The organism is Streptomyces sp. NBC_01092 (assembly GCF_045039535.1).
GTDB lineage: Bacteria > Actinomycetota > Actinomycetes > Streptomycetales > Streptomycetaceae > Streptomyces.
On sequence record NZ_CP108659.1, the window covers coordinates 7,691,607 to 7,711,621 of the forward strand.

Consider the following 20,015-nt stretch of genomic DNA (forward strand, 5'->3'; position numbering starts at 1 on the left):
CGGTCCGCCTTGAAGGCTGGCACAACCAGTCTCAGTTGAGTGAGGAGCAAGGAATTGGGTGTCAAGCGAGTCTGGTCCACGACAGGAGTCGTGGCGTTGACAGGAGCCTTGCTCCTCACTTCAGCCCCCACTGCCTCAGCGGATTACATCCGAGACAGGCAATGGGTCATTGATGTCATTGATTTCAAGAAGGTTTCGTCAGAGTCGCAGGGGCAGGGTGTCACTGTAGCCGTCGTCGACACCGGAGTGGATGGCAGCCACCCTGACTTGACGGGTCAGGTACTGAAGGGCAAGGACTTCACGGGAAGTGGCGGAGACGGCCAGAACGACACCGTCGGCCATGGTACGGGCATGGCAAGTCTCATTGCAGGTCACGGACATGGGGCGAACAATTCCGCTGGTGTGATGGGGCTGGCGCCCAAGGCCAAAATTCTTCCCATCGTCGGTGGAACTAAGGACGATTTCGAAGACCAGCAGTGGGCAGCTGGTGTCCGCTATGCCGTGGATCAAGGTGCCTCGGTGATCAACCTGTCATTCTCTGACCCTACTGCTGTGCCAGGGTCAGAAGGTGCAAAGGCCGTCGCATACGCGCAGCAACACGATGTTGTTGTCGTTTCAGGCACAGGAAATGATGGCGCTGTGGATCTCGAATATCCAGCTAAGCTGCCAGGTGTGGTGGCAGTAAGTGCTATTGATGAGTCGTTGAGCATTTGGGACAATTCTAATTCCGGCACAGGAGTAACCCTTGCCGCTCCTGGCGGGAATATTGTCCGAGCAAACCCTAGCAAGTCCAGCGGATACTCGGAGGGCAGCGGCGTATCCGACGCAACCGCCTACGTCTCCGCCACCGCAGCCCTCGTCCGCGCCAAGTACCCCGACCTCACCGCAGGCCAGGTCATCAACCGCCTGATCAAATCGGCCACGTTGCTCGACCACGACGTCAAGAAGACACCTGACGATGAGTACGGCTACGGCATCATCCGTCCGTACGCGGCATTGACGAGGGACATCCCCAAGGGCTCCAAGCAGGGCCCTCTCGCCCAGGCCTCGCCGTCCACGTCCACGAATTCCGGCGCCGCCTCCGGCGACAACGACAGCACGAGCCAGGCCGCGAAGAAAAAGAAGAAGTCCTCGTCGGGCAGCATCCTTCTCATCGCCGGCATCGCAGGCGCCGTGGTCGTGATCGGCATCCTCTTCGCGGTACTCCGCAGCCGCCGCAACGGCGGTAGCGGCGGCCCCGGCTCCGGAGGCGGAACCCCTCCTCACGGCACGGGCTACCCGCCCCAGCCCCCGACGGGCTATCAGCAGTACCCCAACACGGCTCCCAACCAGGGCTACCCCACGCCCCCGGGACAGGCCCCGCAGCACCCCAACCCCTACGCCCAGCAGCCCCCGCACCAGGGGCAGTAGGGATAACTCCCCCTCGCGCAGTTGTGAGCTCGGAACTACCGGACCTGAACTCCAAATCCGCTGCCCATGTGGCTCGGCTGCGCACAGCGAGCCACTTCACCACCATCTTGCCAGTGCTTGCAATCCTGTGCCTTGGCTGCACTTTTTTGCTCGATCATGTCTGGCACGATGTTGAGGTTATCGCTGAGATTCTGCAGTGAATGTGAAGCCAAGAATGAGAAGGGGGCTTGCCCAATGGGCATCGTTGTCCTTTTGGTTGGTGTTGTTGGCCTTGGATCCGTAATTGGCGCCGTTGTGGTTTTCGCCGTCCTGCGCAACCGCCGCAACTCCGGCACCGGCCCTCTTAACCCAGGCGCCGGAGCATACGTCCAGAACACGGGCTACCCGCCCCAGCAGCCGATCCACCCAAGTACTCAGCAGTCATACCCCTCAACTCCCCATCACGGACCTCCCATTCCTCCCGGACAGTCCCAGTACCCCCATCCCCACGCTCAACAACCCCCGCAGTACGGGCAGTAGTCGATTCAAATTCTTCCATTAGGCATTTCACTCACAGCTCTTCTCGCCTGAGCGAAAGAGGTCACTCTGACTTGAAATGCCAGGGAAGGCTCAGCTGCTCTCTGCCCGCAGCATATAGGTCATCAAAGTTGGGACGGCAATGGCTGACGACGGAACCTCGTATTACGAACCCGGAGCGGGAAGGAGCCTGGCCCGCAAGTTTGAGATGCAGGCGTACGACCTGCGGGCCTACCTCAAGAAGTTCGAGGAGGAGACCGGGGAAGAAGTGATCACCGATGGTTTCGGCGTCCTGACGGAATCGGAGGAGGTCACGTCGGCATACATCTCATACTCCGCGGATGTGGCCAGCGCCATGAAGGTGGTACATGAGCACTTGGACAGGATTGCGGATGCTTTGCGGAAGGTGAACAGGGACACCGAAGTCACCGACGATGACCTTTCGGTCCTTTTCGGGAAGCATTCGGACGGTGACCGGTGAGCGGGAACGAGTCCGTAGCCGAAGAGATCATCGAACTCGGCATTGAGATCATCAAGCCAGGCGGTCGTCCGGATGAGTTGAAGGCTGCAGCCAAGGCGTGGCGGCAGCTGAAGTCCGAAGTCGACGGCATGGTCAAGGACCTGGACAAGGACGTCAGGGCCACCGTCGGGCATACATGGCGTGGTGAGGCAGCCAATGCCTTCCAGGCCCATTGGGACGAGTTCGCCGTTGCCGTGCGGAGCACGACCGACGATTTCGACGAAGCCGCCAAGGGCCTCGAGGACGCTGCCGAGAGTATTAAGCAGGTCAACGAGGAGATTGAGGGCATCTACGCGGAGATCGGGATCTCTATCGGCGTCTCCCTGGGTATGTCGTTCCTCACGCTGGGTGTGTCGGCGGCGGTCGGCACAGCGCGAGTCACCATGTTGGTCACAAGGGCTCTCGACGCCGCGGGCAAGCTGGGGAAGCTCCTACGGGCGATCGCCACCGCTTTCCGTACCTTGTACAACTCAGGCAAGGCGGGGAAACTCGTCGCTGAGGGGCTGCTGAACTGGGCTGGTGGTACCGCTGGCGGCATGGTAACCAGCCAACTCAGCGGTAAGGGCTGGGAAGTCGGAACCAATATGGTCGGAGGCCTGGCGGGCGCGACCGTCGGGACTGCCGCTGGCAAGGCCGCGACCGCACTGGGCGGTAAGGAGGTCGTCAGTGGGATAGCCGGCGGTGCGGCTGGAGGGATGTCGGGAGACTACCTGGACTCCCTGCGCAAGGGTGAGGACTTCGACATCAGGCAGAGTGCTGTCACCGGTGTCGCCGGTGGGGCCGCTGGTGGACTCGGTGGCGGGGCAAGAGCGGTTGACAGAGGCCTTGACGATATGGCTCGAGGCCTGAGAAACGAGAACGACTTCGCCTTCGGTGGTGATCGACCGGAGCACCAGCAGACTGGAATCGACGCGGCCTTCGGGGCCTCGACTCCCATCGCGGGAGGCGTGTCCGCGAACACCGCGAAGGATGGTTTCGACGGCGTGGACGAGAGTGCTGAAGGGGCTCAGAAGTCCGCCGGGCGAGGCGTTGACGGGGATCACAGGACATCAACGGATCGGATACGCGAGGACTTCGGCTGATGAGTAGCGCGGAAGCGACTCGTGCGCCCATCGCACTGTCGACCAGGGCCGGAGTGTGGTGCGCGGGGCTGGGTTTGCTGGCGGTGGCGTCAGTGCTTGGCATGTGGTTGTTCGTTACGGTCCCGGACGTCCGGCGACTGCTGATTCTCGTTTGCCTTGGCTGTGCGTTCGTTTGTGTTGTCGAGATCGCGCTACATCAACGGTTTTCTGGGGGCCGACGGTCGGTGGGTGACATCGCCTTGGCGGTGTGCACTCACACTGCCGAAACGGCGTCTTCCTCGACCGCGGTGGCGCCCACTGTGCCGCGGACGCTCCCTTCGAGGCGGGGGCAACAACTTCGCAGTCTCGCCTGGGTGATCGGGATCGCTACAGTGCTCATAGGAATCTTTGCGCTGACGGTGGGAACCCCGCAGAGGTCGGAGCTGGTCGAGCGTATCCACGCAGCCGGAGCCGAGTTCGGAGTCGCACGGGCGGAGAAGGTCAGTGATGTGCGGCGAAAGCCCTCCAGGGGCAAGGACCCTTACACAGCGACAGTGATCGTCCAACTGCCCGCTGGAGCCGGTGTCGAGCCCGCGTCAGCAACGGTCAAGACGACGACGAAGCAACCGTTGAGTCCCGGGGACCCAGTGGACGTGTTGTACGCTCCCGCGCAGCCGCGCCTGGGGGCGGTGGCTGGGGACGAGTTCAGCCTCGGCTCTGAGCTGCGTGGAGAAACCATGCCGGCCTACATGCGTTGGCTGTTCGTCGCCGCGTGGATTCTCAGCTGCATGGCAGCCGTCAGTCATGTGTCGAGGCGGCATGGTTTTCGCTCGTTTTCCCGTCTGGGCAGGAAAGACAAGGCCATTCGAGGACGCTACACCCGAGTTGGTGGTCCTGGAGCTACGGCTGGCCAGGAGTCTTCAGGGAAGGAAATCTACCTCGAAATTCAAACGGACTCCGGATACGCTCACTTTCGCACAAAAGTCGGCAAGCACGGTTTGCCTGTCGTTATGGAACAGCAGCAGCTCTGGCTTTGCTGGGATGCTCACCGGGGAGCATCGGCGTCTCGGTTCTCTCCGAGTAGGACGCCTGCGGTGTTGGTATTCGACACGGGGCTGGTCGTGCACGGGATGATGACGGTCGACGAGGCAAAGATGCTGAATGACAGTGGGGTTTCAATAGAAAAGCTGGGGCCTGCGCCGGAAGCGGATCGACCGTTCCGGCTGTTCGACTTCCGTGCCCAGTGGCCGAGCTATGTCGAGCCGCTGGTATTGCAGACCTCCGCTGTGGCCCTTGCCTGTGCCGCGCTGTTGACCTTCGACGTCGCGGATGGGTGGCGATGGACGGCAGGAATCGTTGGCTTTCTCGGAGTCTTCGCTGCTGCTGGAGCGTATGTGAGCGAGGAAGCTTCCATGAAACGCGCCGCAGCCTAATGCTTGTCTCGTAAATGATCTCTGACTGGTGTGGACAAGGTCGGTGATCGATCCGACCGCGGGCCTATCCGGCGAGGTTCAAGCAAAAGGGTGCAGACCAGCCGAAGACGGCGTTCGGCCGTAAGCAGCGCAGTCTTGAGGAAGATTTCGGATGATGACAAGGTCCAGCACCCTGGCCCGCTGCTTGGCTCTGCTGGGCCTCAGCATTACGGCTGCGGTCGCCGCAGTTCTGATCCAGCCCTCCACTCGGCCACCCAGGTGGGACCTCTTCGCTTGCCTCGTGGTGGCAGCAGCAGCTGCTGGCGGCGGAGTCCTCTTGCTCCGCCGTCGCCCCGCTGATGACCTGGGCATGGGGGGCAAACACTGGTGGGTGGAACAACGTAACGGTTGGGTCGGGTTCGCAGCCTGGTCCTGGGTGGTGCCCGCGTTTTTGGTGGCATATGCAGCGCTGTCTCCAACCCCTGCAGCGTGGGAGATCGTTGACGCGGGTTCGGCGATGCGTACGACGGAAATCGAGAAGGTCCTCTCCTCGAAGTACGTAAGCAGTCAGCGCACCGGGCATTACACCTCCACAGTGCTGGTATCTGTGCCTTTCGACCAGGGGCCCCAGACCACCGAGGTGGAAATGACCTCGAGCGACAAGCCGAAGGCAGGAGGAGAGATCTGGGTCCTCTTCGCGCCGTCATCACCGGACCTGGAGGTATTTGTTGGGGATCGGCAGTCGCTTGAGGAGAAGATCGGTGGGCGGGCAGACCTCTGGACGGTCTTCTTGACTCTGGGGTGTTTTGCCTTCTGCTGGTTCATGAATCTGTTCGGCCGCTGGCGCTCTGATCCCGTGGTCGGCCTCCACCGTTCCCGACAGCAAGGCACACTTCACGCATTGCCCGTCTCCGTCACAGGGGTGGGAGCGGCTCTCGATGAGCGGCCGGCGTCTACATCGGTGACCAAGCAGCTCAAACCCCGTATTTGCCTGACAAGCGCGGAGTTCGGTGAGCTGTATCTGTATCTGGATGACATCGTCGACCCCCTGCCCCTGGCGCAGCCGCTCGCGGGCGTCCGTGGCCACGTCTACTGGCGACGGCCCACTCGGCAGCTCCCGTACGCGAATTCGGTCGGTTATGCCGTACTGATTCTGGACGGACAGCGTTACGTCGCCGGTTGGCTTGAGTCTCCGGACGCTTCAGTCGACCTGCCTGTGAGCGCACTTGTCCCAGCGGACCGGGAACTCCCCACAGTGGGCGAACCCCGTGCGCTTCACCCCGCCTCTCCCGTGGAGGCGAGCGTCAATTCGACCGTATTGAAAGCGCTCCTACTCGGCATCGCGCCCCTGGTCGTTATCACCTTTGGCGTGGGTGACGTGGCGACGGTTGCTCTCGCCGGCGCGTCCGTACTGGCAGTTCTGATGGGGCGGAGGCGTGCGGGACTTCAAGTGAAGCGACACCTTGAAAGCCTCGCGCCCGGCAGCGACTTGGGCACGGGCACGATCCGCGGAGCCTGATTGCCAAATCTGCGGGGTGAGGGATCTACGGATGCGCGGATGCCATCAACGTGGCACCGAGCCCCGAGGAGTCTTCTCCCCGGAACCATCACCCTCAGCTGTGCTGCGGCCGTTCCCCCGGCGGCGCTGTGTCATGCCTTCTGGGCGATGCGGCCAGGCGAGCAGTCGTAGTCCTAGGCCGTAGGCGGAGGAGGCGTCGTCGAGTTCCTTGCTCCCGGTGGTCTTCGGACCAGTCCTTGAAGGCCTCGGACGCCCCGTCGGGGTTCTCCCGTTCGCAGCACTTTCACATTTTCTCGCGAGGTAGATACCGGCGTCCGTTGCAGAGCAGACACCGCACCATCGGGGCAGGAACCTTCAATGAGATCGTTATACGAGTTCACGGGGCCGGGCAGGCCTTGCGTCTGCGAAGGTCATAAGCTGTCGTGAGATTCGCGGGGGCGCCGAAAGGTGCGCGAGTGGCTGTAGTTGGGCTTCGTAGCAACCTGGGTTGCGAGTCAGTTGAGATGTGGGCTCTGTCACGGGAGGCCGGACCACCCATCGTGCTCCCTCGCGGATAGACCTGTGAGAGGGAAGAACCGATGTCTTATCCCACGCCGCCGGGGAGCGGCAACCCGTACGGGCAGCCTCCCCCGCAGAGTGGTTGGCAACCGCAATCGCAATCGCAACCGCAACCGCAACCGCAATGGCAGGGCGCAGGCCCTGTGCCGCCGCAGACCCCGGCGGCACCCCCGGGGCCTCCGTCGCCCTATCCGGGGCCGTCTCAGTACGGCGCGTACGCCCAGCCCGGGAGCCCAGTCCCCGGGAACCCCATGCCCGGGGCACAAGTACCTCCGACGGGTGGGGGTGGCGCTGCCCGGAAGGTAATCGGCGGACTGCTCACCGTGTTCGGCGTGCTCGGCATGCTCGGCGGCGGGGCGTTGGCGGCTCACGCGTACAGCAACAGCCAGCAGGCGATTCCCAACTCCGCCTATGGGCCGACGCTATGGCGCAACGAGACCACGGAAGTGCTCTTCCCGGAGACCGTCGGCGAACCGCCCAACTACACCCACGGCGCGGCGGACAAGGAGGTCGCGCAGTGGAGCCGTATGGGCATCTCCGAGGACACGTCGTGTTCCAAGGGGCTCAGCGGAGAGACCAAGCAGACGGCGGAGCGGCTCGGCTGCGAGGCCGTTCTGCGTGCCACGTACGTCGATCTCACCGGTGAGATGGTCGCCACCGTCGCGATCACCGTGCTGCCCGAGGGTACGGCCGGCCAGGAGATGGGCGAGTACTTCGACGACCAGGAGTACGCGGATGTCCCTGACGCGGCCGTGGTGCCGTTCGCGGTGCCGGGCACGCTCGCCGCGAAGTGGCAGGAGAACAGGCGCAACGGCATGGGCGGAACCGCGCTGGGAGGCGACCAGCTCCCCTACGCCGTCGCTGTCACGACCGGCGCGGTCAATGGCCGTACGTCGGGCAACCTGCCTGGTGATTTCGGCAGTTACGGCGCGGACGACGAGGACAGGAAGCCCTGGATGGACGCGGGGAACGCGCTCAGCGAGAGCTTCTTCACCCATCTCCGAAACCTGGAAAGGTGAGCCCCGCAGTGAAGCTCCGGACCGTACGCGCGACCTCGACCGCGGTCGTTCTCACCGGCCTGCTGTGCGCGCTGGCCACGGCTCCCGCGCAGGCGGCCACGCCGGTCGGATGGGAAGGCACGGCACTCAGCCTGTCCGCGGCCCAGCAGCTGAGCCAAGGCGACGGAGTGACGGTCGCGGTTCTCGACAGCGGGGTGTACGCGGACCATCCCGACCTGAAGGGCAAGGTGACCACCGGGCCCGACTACCGCCAGGACGGGTTGAAAGAGGGCGACTCGGAGTGGGGGCAGCACGGGACCGCCATGGCCTCGGATGTCCTCAAGGTGGCCCCGAAAGCCAAGATCCTCTCCGTACGCGTCATCGACGACAAGCATCAGCAGGAGCGCAGCCAGGAGGAGTTGGAGGACGATTACCGGAATCGAGACGGCAACCCGATCGCGAAGGGCGTCAAGTACGCGGTCGACCAGGGTGCCGACGTGATCTCCATGTCGCTGGGCAGCGACGACTTGTTCTCCTCCTACGACGAGGCTGAGGCCGCCGCCCTGGCCTATGCCACACGCCGGGGTGTGACGGTGCTCGCCTCGGCCGGTAACTCCGGCGACGCGCTCAACGGGGCCTCGTACCCGGCCGGTTACGCCGGCGTGATTGCCGTCGCCGCCACACAGCAGAACGGCACGCGCGCCGATTTCTCGACCGTGCACACCTACAACGACGTGGCCGCACCCGGCGTCGACATCGTCAGCGCGACGAACACCGGCGGCTACAAGCCAGGCGACGGCACCTCACCGGCCTGCGCGCTGGCCGCCGGCGTCGTGGCGCTCATGAAGGCGAAGAACCCGAAGCTCACCCCCGCCCAGGTGAACGGCGTCCTCATCGCCACCACCCATCGCCCGGCGGGCGGCGGCAGCGCACTGCTCGGCTACGGCCGGATCAACGCGGCCGCGGCCGTAGAGGCGTCCGCTTCCCCTCCCGCGGACGAGTCAGCTCCGGTGGCATACAAAGGCAAGGAACACCTGGCGACCCCGGACGGCACATCGAAGACAACGCATCCGGAGATGGATCAGGCGCTGTGGTTGACGGGCCTGGTCGCCGCTGGTGTGGGCCTGGCGCTTCTGGCCGGTGGTGTGATGCTGGCGTTGTCGGGCCGGCGCAAGCAGGCTGCCCAGGCGCCCAGCGTGATGCAGCCTCAGGGGTCCTTCCCCGGCTGAGCCCCACCGTCGTACGACGAAAGCTCTCGTTGCCAGGCAGCACGTCCTGGCAACGAGAGCCTTCTCCTACGTTGGGGATGCGTGGCGATCAGCGTCAGCGCGCCGCGTCCATACGGCGACCCCCGTTTCCCGCGGGCACGCCCGGGCCTACGTCACGCGAAGAGCCCCACCAGCAGGCTGGTGATGAGGCCGATCCCGGCCACCAGGGTCGTGATGAGGTAGGGGCGGAACCGGCGTCGGCTCCACGGTTGCGTGGAGGAGAAGCCGGTGGTGGCGCCCAGTACGCCGATCGACAGGGGCATCAGGCCACCGAAGAACCACGCGAAACCGATGGCGATGGCGCCGACCCAGCCATGGTCCAGCTTGTAGGAGGTGTCGCCCGTCTTGAGGGCCTCGATGACGAAGCCGCGTTGGTGCAGGGCATCGCTCTTGACCTCGGCGTTGAGGTCCTTGGCGGTGCCGTCGGCGGCGACGAAGGTGCCGTAGCACCACCTGGTCTTCGTCTTCTTCCGTGAGCTGCTCGACGTGCTCGAGCGGTACTTGTAGTCGACGGTGCAGGTGTCGACGGTGAGATTGCCCGGGGTGGATGTTGCGTAGGTGTAGGGGCCGAGGTAGGCGCCGAGGGCCATGAGGACGAGGGCCACGAGGATCAGGCCCGCGCCGATGAGGCGGCCGAGGCTCGTCCGGTCTCCCGGGATGGCGGCGTTCGGCGCGGCGTTCCCTTGTACTTGTGTCATTGAGGGTTCCTCGGAAATTTCAGAGACGGGGATACGGCTGTCACAGGACGAGGGCGCAGACGAGCGCTGCCAGGGCGCCCAGGGCGAAGAGGCCGCCCAGGACGGGGCCGGTGACGGTCTGGGCCGGCAGGCGCTGCCAAGAGGCCGCGAGGCCGGGGCCGTTGCGGCCGCCGAAGCCGGTCAGGAGGCAGTAGATGCCGATGGCCAGCACGGAGAGGCAGAACGCGAGAATCGCGGCGTCGTCGCCGGGGTCCCGGTCCTGCGGCTGCTCGAAGGTGTCATCCACTTGCACCACGGGGATTTTCGCCCCGGCTTCGAAACGCGATGACGTTTCCACCACAACATCTCCATAGGTGGCCTTACCGTCTTGTGCGCTCCATTGTCCGGTGCAGCTGAACTTGAGTTCTGTAGAACGCCTGTGCGTGCCGTAGTGGGTCTTCGTGTGTGTTTCACATGAAGAAATCGTGAGGGTTCCTTCGGTGCCATCACCTGTGAGTTCACTGCGCAGTTCCGGAATCGTCACCGCGGTGACGACCGCGGCTACGAGAAGCAGCCCCAATCCGAGGAGTCGTCCCATCCATAGGCTCCCCGTGCTGCCGTAACGTGGCTGCGTTGTGACCACTCTTGGCGTCCCCTTGAATAATTTGGCGATCTCTTGACTGCCGGGTTGGCAGGGTTGTGCGCGAGGAGTCTAAGGTATCGGTCTGTCGTCCAATATGAACTACGGCAAGGGGAGTTCGGGGGAGAGCCATGGAGTTCGACACCTTTAGCGTGGACACGGATGTACTGCGAAGGCAGGGAGGGAAGTTCACCGACCTCGGAGGTGATTTCTCCACCGCGTCCAAGCGGCTTCAAGATGCCCTCGAAGTGCTTGGAGAACCCTGGGCGGAGGCGGACTTCGGGGAGATCTTCGGTCAGGTCTACACGCCGATTCGCGACGGAATCTTCACATCGATGGACAGCCTTGCGGAACGGCTTCAGAAGATCGGCGACAACCTGCAGGGCATGGCGCGCAATTACGACGCATCGGATACGTCGAACAGCGGCCTGATGAACGGGATCTCCGGTCAACTCTAATTAAATTCGGGGGATATAGGCATGTCGCTCACACTGCCCGGTGAGCTGGTCTGGGTGCTTGACCTCCTCGGCTACACCTGGCCGGAGGTCGACGAGGAAGCACTGCACAAGGTTGCCGAGACCTGGCGGGCTTTCGGCGAGGAACTCGAAGAGATCCAGAGGGAGGGCGAGGGCCTCGCCCGCACCGTCGTCGCCCACAACTTCGGCACGGCTGTCGATGGGTTCAGCAAGGACTGGGGTGCCTACACCGGCGCGAACGGTGAGGACCGCTACCTGCCGGATGCGAAGACCGCGTGTGAAGTGATCGCCTTCGCGTTCGACGCGGCTGCGGTGGCGGTGCTCACGGCGAAGCTGGCCGTGATCGCCCAACTCATCGCCCTGGCCATCGAGATCATCGCGGCGCAGGCGGCCGCTCCCTTCACTTTCGGGCTGTCCGAGGTCGGTGCGCTGGGCGCGACACAGGCCACGCGACTGATTGTCCGAGAGCTGCTGGACCGGCTCAAGAGGGAGGTCATGGAGGCGGTCACCAAGGCCATGGAGCACGCCACCATGGACGCCGTAAAGAAGATCGCGAAGGAGCAGCTCGAGAAGATCACCAAGGAGAAGGTCAAGCAGTTCGCCAAGGACCAACTCAAGGAGCAGGCCAAGCAGTTCGTCCAGGAAAAGGTGGTCGACGCCGCGAAGGACAAGGCCAAGGAAGCCGCCGTCGGAATGGCGCAGAACATCGGCCAGCAGAGCATCGAGACCTACTTCGACGCGCGGTCCGGTGTCGACCTCGGCGAGACGGCGGACGTAGCGAAAACGGCGGCCGGTGACTACGTGGACGGCCTCAAGAACGAGGTCACTGGGGGCGAGGGGTCGACCTTCGCCGACTATGTGGACCCGACAACGCACGTGAACAACGCCGTGGACACCGCGACGGAACGGGTCACCGGGGCGGCCGGAGACCGCGTGCAGCACGGTGTCGACGCGATCACCGGACGGGAGGCCGACACCGGGCAGGCGTCCGACGGCCCTGCAGCCACCGCCTCGACGGCGGGCTCCGGCGCTTCGGGTGCCACGCAGGCGCCCAACAGGCCGGCGGCCACCGCCACCGCAGCGGCGCTGGCCGGCTCCCGTTCCTCCGGTTCCTCGGGGGGCGCAGACGATTGGGCGCGAAACGAGTTCGGCTGACGCCCGCTCCTGTTTCAGCTGTGCCCCGGCAACCACTCCCACCGAGGGGGCCATCAGAGCCGGAACCAGCAGGAACCGGCCGGGACTGGAGGGGTGAGCCGTACGTCCGACAGGCCGTCTGTGTACGGGCCTTGCCTGCTTCCCGCACCAGCAAGCAGGCAAGGCTCATGCACCTCGAACAAGGCCTCGTGCGTTAGATTCGCGGCAATGATCAAGTGGAGTGCGAGGGGCCTTTTCAGGTGAGCAGATCGGACCGTAACCAGGAGACGCCCGCCGACCGGGCGCGGGCGTTGGTGCCGGCGGGCGAGGAACTGCGTGGTCAGCACGGGGTCTCATTGGCTTACCGGGCGCCGCTGCCCGGCTACTTTCGCCGCCCTCGCGCCCTGCGATCCGAGCGCCGCACGCTCAGTAGCTGGTGCATGCTCCCCGTGTACGGGGCTGTGAGGCTCTGTTCCCTCACCTGGAACCCGGTCGAGGCGCTCGTCGAAGCCTTCACGGAGCGAGAGCCGAAGAAGCCGGGCAAACCCTTCCGCGGCGGCTGGAACAGCATGGCCGGCCACCTGGCCCGCGCCACGCTGCCTCGGACCAAGAACCGCACGGCCGTGATGATGCAGATCACCGACCGCCACCTGCAGCTTGTGTACGTGTCCTGCGCCCGCTCTTTCACGGGCACGCGCGGCTCGGTCGAGGTGGGGTGGGTCACTGATCTTCGCCACGTGACCTACGTCCGCGACCGAAGCGACGTGACGGGCGGCGACCACGAGATCGGCTTTGCCGACGGCTCGTGGTGCTCGGTCCACTTCGGGGGCCACGGCTGGAGCCGTATGGCATCGGCGTTCCCGGTCAGATTGAGTCACCTCGATCTTATTCCTGGCTGAACGGGGAGAAGTCGAAGAATTGAGGGTATAAGGGATCAGGCCTCGGTAAATGATGGTGAATGATCGACTTCGCCAAGTCGGCGGCTTCACGGAGGCCAATGAGTCGCAATCCTCGTTGAGTTGAAGCGGCCTACACGATTCCCGCCATGGTCGTATGTTGAACCGTTCGCAGGTGCGTTGGTAGGTTCACGCCGGTCGACACCCGCCGAACCTCCGATGAGGTAATCCCTTGGACAGCGCCGCGAACAGTTCCGACAAGCGCGTAGACGACTCCGAGTTTCTGGAGATGACCCAGCAGGACCCTGCCCAGGCCAAGATCCTGAAGCAGTCCCTGGAGCATCTCGCCTCGGGGCTGGGAGGCCCGGCGCTCAAGGAGATGGCCCAGGAGGTCCTCTCCGGGCGCATGGGGTTGCGTGAGGCGGCCAATGTGTCGGCCTACGCCGAGGAGGCCGTGGAGCGGTCGGCTCCGCTCGCCGAGAAGTGGGCCTCCATGTCCGACAGTGAGCGTGAAGCGCTCGCCGTGGACGGGGAGCGCCGGCTCGAGGAGGAGCGGCGGCAGCTCGACGAAGAGCGGCGTGCGGCCTCCGAGGACCGGTCGAGTGCGAAGGGGCGTCACGACGGGCGTGGCTGGTCCTTGTACTGAGCGGGCGTATCTGGTGGTCAGTGGTCGTACGCCTGGTGCGTGGCCGCGCCCGGCGGCCGGACCGCCGACCGTTGAGCTGATGCAGGCGATGGGGGAAAAGTGGACTTTCGAGTAGAACCGGGTGCGATCGACGGCTTCTCGAAGCTTGTGGGCCGTGCCGCGGATGGCAGTGCGCAGGCGGTTTCCTACACCGGCACTCACGCGCAGATCGAGACGTCGGTGGGCGGGGCGGCCTGGGACCTCGTCGCGGGTGATCACGAACAGTACGTCAGCGAGGCCAAGAAGGCCCTGGACAAGGTCAAGGGCCTTCTGGAGGCGTCCGAGAAGGAGCTGACGGGCACGGCCAAGTACTACCGGGCGACCGACACCGACCAGGCGGCCAAGCTCGACGCGACCTATCCGGGCTCCAAGGTGTCGGACGGGAGTTCCGGGGGCGACCCTCAGGACTTCAACGACGCGAGCGACGCCGTCGATGTGCTGAAGCCACCGGGCGACCCCAGCAACCCCATCGTCAAGTACGCGTCGGGCCACGCGGACGAGTACCAGATGAATCCCGTGCAGAAGACGCTGGGCAGCATCCTCGACCTGGGCAGCCCCTCGGCGATGGCCGTGGAGGCGTCCAAGCTGCTCTTCGATTTCGACCCCTTCGCCGAAGTGACGAACTGGGTGTTCGGGGACTGGAACAAGTACAACGACTGCTCCGACGTATGGGGCAACCTCGCGTCGTTCTGCGACGCGGTGGCCGCCAATGTGCGCAAGGGCAGCCAGAACGTCGGTCTGAGCTGGGACGGCAACGCCGCGAACGCGGCCACCGTGTATTTCGACGAGTTCGCCAAGAAGCTCGACGAGATCAAGGAGACCTTCAAGTCCCTGCAGACCTGTTATGCGCAGGCGGCGCAGATGGCGTTCCAGTTCGCGGAATTCCTCAAGTCGTTCCTGGTGATGTTCTGCGACCTGCTCGTCATCTGGCTGGTCAATCTGCTCGCGGCGCAGGCCGTCAACCTGATCCCGGTCGGTGGGCAGGCCGCGTCGGTGGCCATGTTCGCCCTCGCCGCGGCACAGGCCATCCGGCTCATGCAGCTGTGGGCCGAGGCGGCCCAGGCGTTCGACAAGTTCGCGATGGCGCTGAGCGCGCTCGGGATGGTCATGTCCGCGGCCGTCAACGGATTCTCGGCGGCGGACGGTTTTCCCCAAGTGGGCAGCAGCAGCTACGACCACCAGGCCGTATAGCGGAGAAGGAGATCGAGGAACGATGGGTTTGCTTGGCGGGGCCGACGATCTGGAGCGATTCCTCACCCGCTCGTGCTACTTGAGCATCGGGTCCGTCCCGGCCTGCTGGGCTCTCATGATCTTCCTCATCGGAGACGGTGGCTGGCGATTCAGCTTTCTGCTGAGTGCCGTCCTCCCGCTCGTCGCCGCTTATCTAGGGGTCCGCGCCAAGCGGGAAATTCGTACGGGGATGTCGGCCACGGCGTTCGGGCTCGCCTTCGCCTCAGTGCCGTTGATGCTTGGACTGGCGTATCTCGAGGGCTCGTGACGTGATCGGCTCGCCGCCTGCGCGTGGTCGTCCCCGATAGGCTCGGTTGCCATGACAACGCATGGCGGTAACGCGGCGGACGGGTCGAACGGGGCGGGCGGATCGGGCCTGCGGCCACTCTCCTCCGGGGCGAGCGCGGACGAGCTGCGGGCGGAGTTCCAGGCTCAGGGCCGAACGGGGCTCGCGGAGGGACGGCGGCGCGACGTGCGGCAGGCACGGGGGATGTACGCGGCGTTCGCCGGGTTGGTCGCCGTCGTCTGTCTGGTCCTGATCGTCGTACGTCTCGTTCAGGGCGATGCGCTGGGCGTCTGGGTTGCCACGTACGCCGTGGGTGTGGCCCTCGGCGGTTGGGGTTTTGTGCTCGCCCGGATCGGTCACACGCGCTGGGCGATGATGGTCACCTGTATCGCGGCAGCGCTGGCAGGTCTCGGCGACAGCCCCGTTTTCCGCTGAGGCGGGTCGGGCGGCCGGCTGACGGCCGGGGTTCGGCTCAGCTGCCGACCGGGCACCAAGCGCTGGCCGCCCGGACCGGCATCTGAAGAGACGTCACGGCTGGCGGCGCCTGCTACCGATGAGGTGAGCGAGGCCCCACGCAGCGGCTGCGGCGAGCACGAGGCCGAGCGGGGAGAACCAGTCGACTCCGCCTTCGACTTCGTTGTTCCACCACGACTTGGCAGGGAAGAAGGGGTCGGCCTCCATCATGTCCCCGATGGCGGCGGGCGATTGCCCATCGGCGATGATGAGCGGGAGGGCATTGGTGTAGCCGAAGAAGGCGCCGAGTGCGGCGATGATGGCCCCGCTGATGTGGGCGCCGGTGTTGCGGTGACCCACCAGGCCGACCAGGCAGCCGACTACCGCACCGTTGATCAGCGCGTGGCCCAGGTAGAGGGTGTTGGCCGTCGTGATCGACTGGTCCTCGTACGTGGCCAGGATGAGACCGCTGTAGAGCAGCGAGACGATGACCGAGGCGAAGAACCCGAGGAAGGCCGCGCCGACCGGATGACCGCTCGCGTTCGGCAACTGCCCGAAGGGGGGCGCCTGGAACGGCGGTGCGGGGTGCATCTGATACATCGGCTGCTGTCCCGGAAAAGGAGCCATTCCGGGCTGTATCGGGGGCTGTCCCGGGACAGGCGGGGGCCCTGCCTGCATCGGCGGTTGGCCGGGGGCCTGCATCGGGGGCTGCACCGGAGGCGGCGGGGGGCCGAACCCCGGCTGCTGCAGCTGGTGCTGCTGCGGAGCAGGCTGGTTGTACGGGTTGCTGGGAGCCTGCGGTGGCTGTGAAGGCTGCGGTGGCGGTTGGAACGGCGGCTGACTCATTGAATTCCCACGGAGTGAACTGACTGGAACAGCAAGCTATCAGTGAGACAAGGAGGGGGCCGTGGGAGTCGGAGCGGGCGGCGTGAAAGGTGCGGTCTCCCAGCGGTTTGACCTGTACGCACCGACCTCGCCAAGATCTCCGGGGCCGAGGTGTGAGCCGAGGCCGGGGCCACAGGCCGGCGCACGAGCACCACGCAGAGGAACGGGACAGCATTGAAGACGGACGCGAGCGGCGAGCGGAACCTGCGGAAGAGCGGAATGGGAGGGCCGGACACCGGCCACGCTGCTGCGAGACGGGGCGCCGGCAGTCGTATCGGGGCCGGGTTGCTGGGCATTTTCGTCCTGTTGTTCGGCCTGGTTCTCGTCGCGGTGGGCTACGAGCAAGGTCCCAGGAAGGTGTCGGGCGGCACGCAGGGGACGATCACCATCGAGCGTTGCGGCAAGGACATCATCGGGGACGACGTGGAGTGCTCCGGCACCTTTCGTTCCGACGATGGCGGGGCCCGTTCCGACGTGGAGGACTTCGAGCCAGGTGAGGGCTTGGACAAGGGCGATGAGGTCCAGGTGGTGGGAGACGGCACGGGGTATTTCAACCGCGGCACCATCGCGTCGTTCTACGTCGAGGCCGTCAAATCGTGGTGCGTCGCCGCCACCATGTTCGGAGTGGCGACTTTCCCGCTGAGCACCGCCTTCCGCCGCGCGACCCGCCCCATGCGGCGCGGGACGTTCATCACCGGCCTCAGCCTGCTTTTCGGCGGCCTGCTGGGCTGTGGTGTGTGTGTCCTGGTGAACTCGGTGCTCGTTTAGTGGCCTCAGCGGAGGCGGAGGGCTGTGAGGCCTGCGGGAGCCGTTGTCAGTGGTGGGTGCCAGGATGGCCGTATGAGTGAGGAGCTGGGAGGCGTACTGGCCGACGCCTTGGCCGACGTACTGGCCGACCCCGCACGGCTGTTGACCGCTGACCGTGAGGCGCCTCCGGGCTGTACCTCGCTGTGAAGGGACCGGGCTTGCGCTTTCCGGCTGCCGGCCCCCGGCCAGGTGTCAGACCCATTCGGTCCCGCAGGAGGCCAAGTCCCAGGTGCTGTCCTCGAAGTCGTGGCCCTCGAGGATGAGCGTCCAGGCCTCGGCCCGGGCGGCGGTGCCATCGATCTGCTCGCACCACCTGGCGAGGCTGAGCTGCGCGTCCTTGTGGTCGGCGACGTAGGGGTAGCGACCCGGATGCGCCCGGTTGCGCGCGGAATGCGTCGCCGAGTAACCGGGCCCGGTCCGTCAGACCCGGTCGTCGAAGTTGTAGTCCTCGAAGACCCTTTGCCAGCCCTGTGTCTGGTAGGCCTGGGGGTCGATGAGGTTCAGCCAGTGGCGCAGGTCCGACTCCGTGTCCTCGATCGACCAGTCGGAGGCGCGCCACCAGTAGTAGAGGCGGACCATTGCGACGAACTGGGCGAGACTGCTTCCGGCCAGCTCGTCCTCGATCCCCGACCAGCCATCCAGCAGCACGCGCCCGTCGCGGCCGTCGAGGAGGAGTCGCGCGCCTTGCCAGACACCGAGGGAGAAGTACGTGGACTCCGTCTCTTCCGGTTTGCCGAACGGCTCGGCAACCGGGTGCAGGCCCATGTCCTCAAGGGCGGTGGTGTCGAGTTCGAGCAAGCCGGTGACACAGGGGAAGCCGACGTCGGAGAGGAACGCGCGTGCGCTGCTGCCGGAGAGGGCGGCCGGCAGGGTCTCCTGCGGGAACCGTTTGACCGCCGCGGTTCCGAAGATGTCCGTCAGCCAGTCGGTGGTGGGGGCCAGGGCCTGGGCGGGCAGGTCGGCCCGGGCTAGCGTCGTGTCGGTGGCCACCAGACGCTTGAGGAGGCCTGGTGCGTCCTCCTGTCCGGCGCTCTGGTTGATCTCGACCACGCACACCCCGTCCATGGTGGCCAGAGCGATGTGATGGCCCGAGCGCACGCCTTCACGGATGTACTGGGGCATGCGGGGCAGATCCACTTCGCCGCTGGCGGCTCCGGCGGGGCGCCACCCTTTGGGCCCCTGATCCGCCTGCGTGGTATCGGACGTGTCCGCGATCTCAACGGGCTCGGCTCGGGGCGTGCCCGTTGCCAGGTCCCAGGTGCCGATGTGTTCGCGGCCTGTGCGGGCTGTGACCACATCGCCGATCGGGGTGTGCACGATCTGGAGCGTCTGGACGATTGGGCGCCTGACCACTGCGTCCGTGCTGAACACGCCGGCACCGATGCCTTCGGCCCAGAGCGTCCGCCAGGGCAGGGCCACGCGGCCGGCCGCCGACAGGAGCCGATCGGCGGCTGCTTCCTCCGTCGGCCCGGCCTGCATCAGGGCCAGGTGCAACAGCGCCAGCCACTCACCCTGGGACGAAGGCCGAACACCACGGCGCGCCAGGTAATGGAGACGGGCCCCGGCACTCCCTTGCGGGATGGGCAGTCCATGAAACGCGGCCTCGAACCCTTCGAAGAGCGACTCGTGGCCGACCCCGGCGAGCGCTGCCGTGTCCTCGAGGAACGCGTTGAACCGGCCGGCCGCTGCTGCGTGACCGGCCAGGGCGCGCTTGGCGTACCAGCGTGTTGCCTCGGGGGCGTCTGCGGCCGACAGTGCGGTGACGACGCGTGCGTGCCAGGACCTGGCCTCCTCGGTGGGCATCGGCGTACGCAGATGCCGGGCCGCTGCCTCCTGCTTGAAGGAGATGAGGGGAGTGCCTGTCCCGTCGTCCGTCCGGTGGATCCAGTCCCCGGCCGCCGGGTCGTCGAGCAGCGACTCCAGCCCGGACTCGGGGATGTCCCGGCCGAGGGCGGAGCAGAGCAGGGACCACACGGGCAGGGGGACGAAACGGTGCTCGGCCAATGCCAGCGCGTTAAGGGCGGACGACAGGGCGGCATCCTCGTCCGGCTCTGCGCAGGGGGGCATACTCTCGAAGCCCCCCTGCAGGGTCAGATGCCGTCCGCCCAACTCGTCGGCCCTGCCCGGGGCATCGTCGACTTCGACCAGCAGGCGCATCCGCAGCCCGCGCGGATGGAACGTGATCAGCGCCCGTGCCACCCGATCGAGCACACGCTCCGGTTCGCGCGAGGTGCGCAGCCGACCCGCCCACTGCGTGTTCGCGAGCACGACCACGGGGTCGTCGCTGATCCGGCGGGCCACGGTGCCGAAGTTGTCGCGGAAGGAGTCCGGGGCGGCGATGCCAAGGGCTGTCGCCACCTCCCGGGCCACCTCCTCCGCTGACTTGCCGACGCAGTCGACGTGGGCCGCGGCCGGGTGGCGGGCAACGACCTCGCGCAGCAGCGCCGTTCTGCCGCTGCCCGCGCGCCCCCCGATCCACAGCCAGGCGCTGGTGTCGCGAGGCCGGTCGATCCACCGCAGCGCACGGTTCAGCGCTAGTTGTGCTGTGACTTCATCCGGGTTCGGGGTGGTACTCATGCGTCAG

Annotated in this window: 19 protein-coding genes; 15 read left to right on the plus strand and 4 right to left on the minus strand. The window is 65.7% G+C overall.

The genetic code is table 11. From position 1 onward, the window contains the following. Window positions 1-90: 90 nt before the first annotated feature. The 7 genes from OG254_RS35025 to OG254_RS35055 all read left to right on the plus strand — a co-directional run bounded on the left by OG254_RS35025 (window position 91) and on the right by OG254_RS35055 (window position 9,223). Complete coding sequence (locus OG254_RS35025; protein ID WP_405589839.1) at window positions 91-1,410, plus strand: S8 family serine peptidase; 1,320 nt, start codon at window positions 91-93, stop codon at window positions 1,408-1,410. A 658-nt stretch (window positions 1,411-2,068) separates the two neighbouring features. Continuing rightward, on the plus strand, window positions 2,069-2,407 hold the full coding sequence (locus OG254_RS35030) for a hypothetical protein (RefSeq protein WP_405589841.1): 339 nt from the start codon (window positions 2,069-2,071) through the stop codon (window positions 2,405-2,407). After that, a complete protein-coding gene (locus OG254_RS35035) occupies window positions 2,404-3,528 on the plus strand; it encodes a WXG100 family type VII secretion target (RefSeq protein ID WP_405589844.1) in 1,125 nt (374 codons plus the stop codon). The genes OG254_RS35030 and OG254_RS35035 overlap by 4 nt, the downstream gene beginning before the upstream one ends. Before the next feature lie 533 nt (window positions 3,529-4,061). Then, entirely contained in the window at window positions 4,062-4,940 is an 879-nt protein-coding gene (locus OG254_RS35040; RefSeq protein ID WP_405589847.1) for a hypothetical protein, read from the plus strand. A gap of 370 nt (window positions 4,941-5,310) precedes the next feature. Then, window positions 5,311-6,438, plus strand: a complete 1,128-nt coding sequence (locus OG254_RS35045) for a hypothetical protein (RefSeq protein WP_405589849.1) — start codon at window positions 5,311-5,313, stop codon at window positions 6,436-6,438. 890 nt (window positions 6,439-7,328) lie between these two features. Beyond that, complete coding sequence (locus tag OG254_RS35050) at window positions 7,329-8,015, plus strand: hypothetical protein (protein ID WP_405589852.1); 687 nt, start codon at window positions 7,329-7,331, stop codon at window positions 8,013-8,015. Beyond that, window positions 8,012-9,223, plus strand: a complete 1,212-nt coding sequence (locus OG254_RS35055) for a S8 family peptidase (protein WP_405589855.1) — start codon at window positions 8,012-8,014, stop codon at window positions 9,221-9,223. Before OG254_RS35050 ends, OG254_RS35055 begins: the two co-directional genes overlap by 4 nt. A 152-nt stretch (window positions 9,224-9,375) precedes the next feature. Here the strand turns inward: OG254_RS35055 and OG254_RS35060 are convergent, their stop codons facing one another. Together OG254_RS35060 and OG254_RS35065 are read right to left on the minus strand one after the other, a co-directional pair. Further along, a complete protein-coding gene (locus OG254_RS35060) occupies window positions 9,376-9,960 on the minus strand; it encodes a hypothetical protein (protein WP_405589857.1) in 585 nt (194 codons plus the stop codon). Window positions 9,961-10,000: 40 nt separating this feature from the next. Then, a complete protein-coding gene (locus OG254_RS35065) occupies window positions 10,001-10,537 on the minus strand; it encodes a hypothetical protein (RefSeq protein WP_405589859.1) in 537 nt (178 codons plus the stop codon). A 173-nt stretch (window positions 10,538-10,710) separates the two neighbouring features. On the opposite strand from OG254_RS35065, the gene OG254_RS35070 reads away from it, so the two are divergent. From OG254_RS35070 to OG254_RS35100, 7 genes are all read left to right on the plus strand, one after another. After that, entirely contained in the window at window positions 10,711-11,037 is a 327-nt protein-coding gene (locus OG254_RS35070) for a hypothetical protein (protein ID WP_405589862.1), read from the plus strand. Window positions 11,038-11,058: 21 nt separating this feature from the next. Further along, window positions 11,059-12,210, plus strand: coding sequence for a PE-PGRS family protein (locus OG254_RS35075; RefSeq protein WP_405589865.1), 1,152 nt, complete (start codon window positions 11,059-11,061; stop codon window positions 12,208-12,210). Between the two features lie 239 nt (window positions 12,211-12,449). Then, the gene (locus tag OG254_RS35080; RefSeq protein ID WP_405589868.1) at window positions 12,450-13,088 is read left to right on the plus strand and encodes a hypothetical protein; all 639 of its coding nucleotides are present in this window, start codon (window positions 12,450-12,452) and stop codon (window positions 13,086-13,088) included. A gap of 229 nt (window positions 13,089-13,317) precedes the next feature. Then, complete coding sequence (locus OG254_RS35085; RefSeq protein WP_405589871.1) at window positions 13,318-13,731, plus strand: hypothetical protein; 414 nt, start codon at window positions 13,318-13,320, stop codon at window positions 13,729-13,731. Between the two features lie 99 nt (window positions 13,732-13,830). Then, window positions 13,831-14,961, plus strand: a complete 1,131-nt coding sequence (locus tag OG254_RS35090; RefSeq protein ID WP_405589874.1) for a hypothetical protein — start codon at window positions 13,831-13,833, stop codon at window positions 14,959-14,961. 22 nt (window positions 14,962-14,983) lie between these two features. Beyond that, window positions 14,984-15,268 (plus strand): hypothetical protein, encoded by a 285-nt coding sequence (locus OG254_RS35095; protein ID WP_405589876.1) that lies wholly within the window; start codon window positions 14,984-14,986, stop codon window positions 15,266-15,268. Window positions 15,269-15,319: 51 nt separating this feature from the next. After that, window positions 15,320-15,721 carry a hypothetical protein gene (locus tag OG254_RS35100; RefSeq protein WP_405589879.1) on the plus strand — a complete coding sequence of 134 codons (402 nt, stop codon included), beginning with the start codon at window positions 15,320-15,322 and terminating at the stop codon, window positions 15,719-15,721. A 93-nt stretch (window positions 15,722-15,814) separates the two neighbouring features. Here the strand turns inward: OG254_RS35100 and OG254_RS35105 are convergent, their stop codons facing one another. Then, on the minus strand, window positions 15,815-16,339 hold the full coding sequence (locus OG254_RS35105) for a hypothetical protein (RefSeq protein WP_405589882.1): 525 nt from the start codon (window positions 16,337-16,339) through the stop codon (window positions 15,815-15,817). Between the two features lie 459 nt (window positions 16,340-16,798). Between OG254_RS35105 and OG254_RS35110 the strand changes: the two genes are divergently transcribed. After that, window positions 16,799-17,392: a hypothetical protein gene (locus OG254_RS35110; protein ID WP_405589885.1), complete on the plus strand. Its 594-nt coding sequence runs from the start codon at window positions 16,799-16,801 to the stop codon at window positions 17,390-17,392. A gap of 459 nt (window positions 17,393-17,851) precedes the next feature. On the opposite strand, the gene OG254_RS35115 is transcribed toward OG254_RS35110, so the two are convergent. After that, window positions 17,852-20,008, minus strand: coding sequence for an SUKH-4 family immunity protein (locus OG254_RS35115; RefSeq protein ID WP_405589888.1), 2,157 nt, complete (start codon window positions 20,006-20,008; stop codon window positions 17,852-17,854). Window positions 20,009-20,015: the final 7 nt, after the last annotated feature.

What these genes read in the sequence shown, in the direction of transcription:
- OG254_RS35030 (WP_405589841.1), top strand. Translation starts at nt 2,069, where the DNA reads ATGGCTGACGACGGAACCTCGTATTACGAACCCGGAGCGGGAAGGAGC.
- OG254_RS35060 (WP_405589857.1), bottom strand. Translation starts at nt 9,960, where the DNA reads ATGACACAAGTACAAGGGAACGCCGCGCCGAACGCCGCCATCCCGGGA.
- OG254_RS35065 (WP_405589859.1), bottom strand. Translation starts at nt 10,537, where the DNA reads ATGGGACGACTCCTCGGATTGGGGCTGCTTCTCGTAGCCGCGGTCGTC.
- OG254_RS35070 (WP_405589862.1), top strand. Translation starts at nt 10,711, where the DNA reads ATGGAGTTCGACACCTTTAGCGTGGACACGGATGTACTGCGAAGGCAG.
- OG254_RS35075 (WP_405589865.1), top strand. Translation starts at nt 11,059, where the DNA reads ATGTCGCTCACACTGCCCGGTGAGCTGGTCTGGGTGCTTGACCTCCTC.
- OG254_RS35095 (WP_405589876.1), top strand. Translation starts at nt 14,984, where the DNA reads ATGGGTTTGCTTGGCGGGGCCGACGATCTGGAGCGATTCCTCACCCGC.
- OG254_RS35100 (WP_405589879.1), top strand. Translation starts at nt 15,320, where the DNA reads ATGACAACGCATGGCGGTAACGCGGCGGACGGGTCGAACGGGGCGGGC.
- OG254_RS35105 (WP_405589882.1), bottom strand. Translation starts at nt 16,339, where the DNA reads ATGTATCAGATGCACCCCGCACCGCCGTTCCAGGCGCCCCCCTTCGGG.
- OG254_RS35115 (WP_405589888.1), bottom strand. Translation starts at nt 20,008, where the DNA reads ATGAGTACCACCCCGAACCCGGATGAAGTCACAGCACAACTAGCGCTG.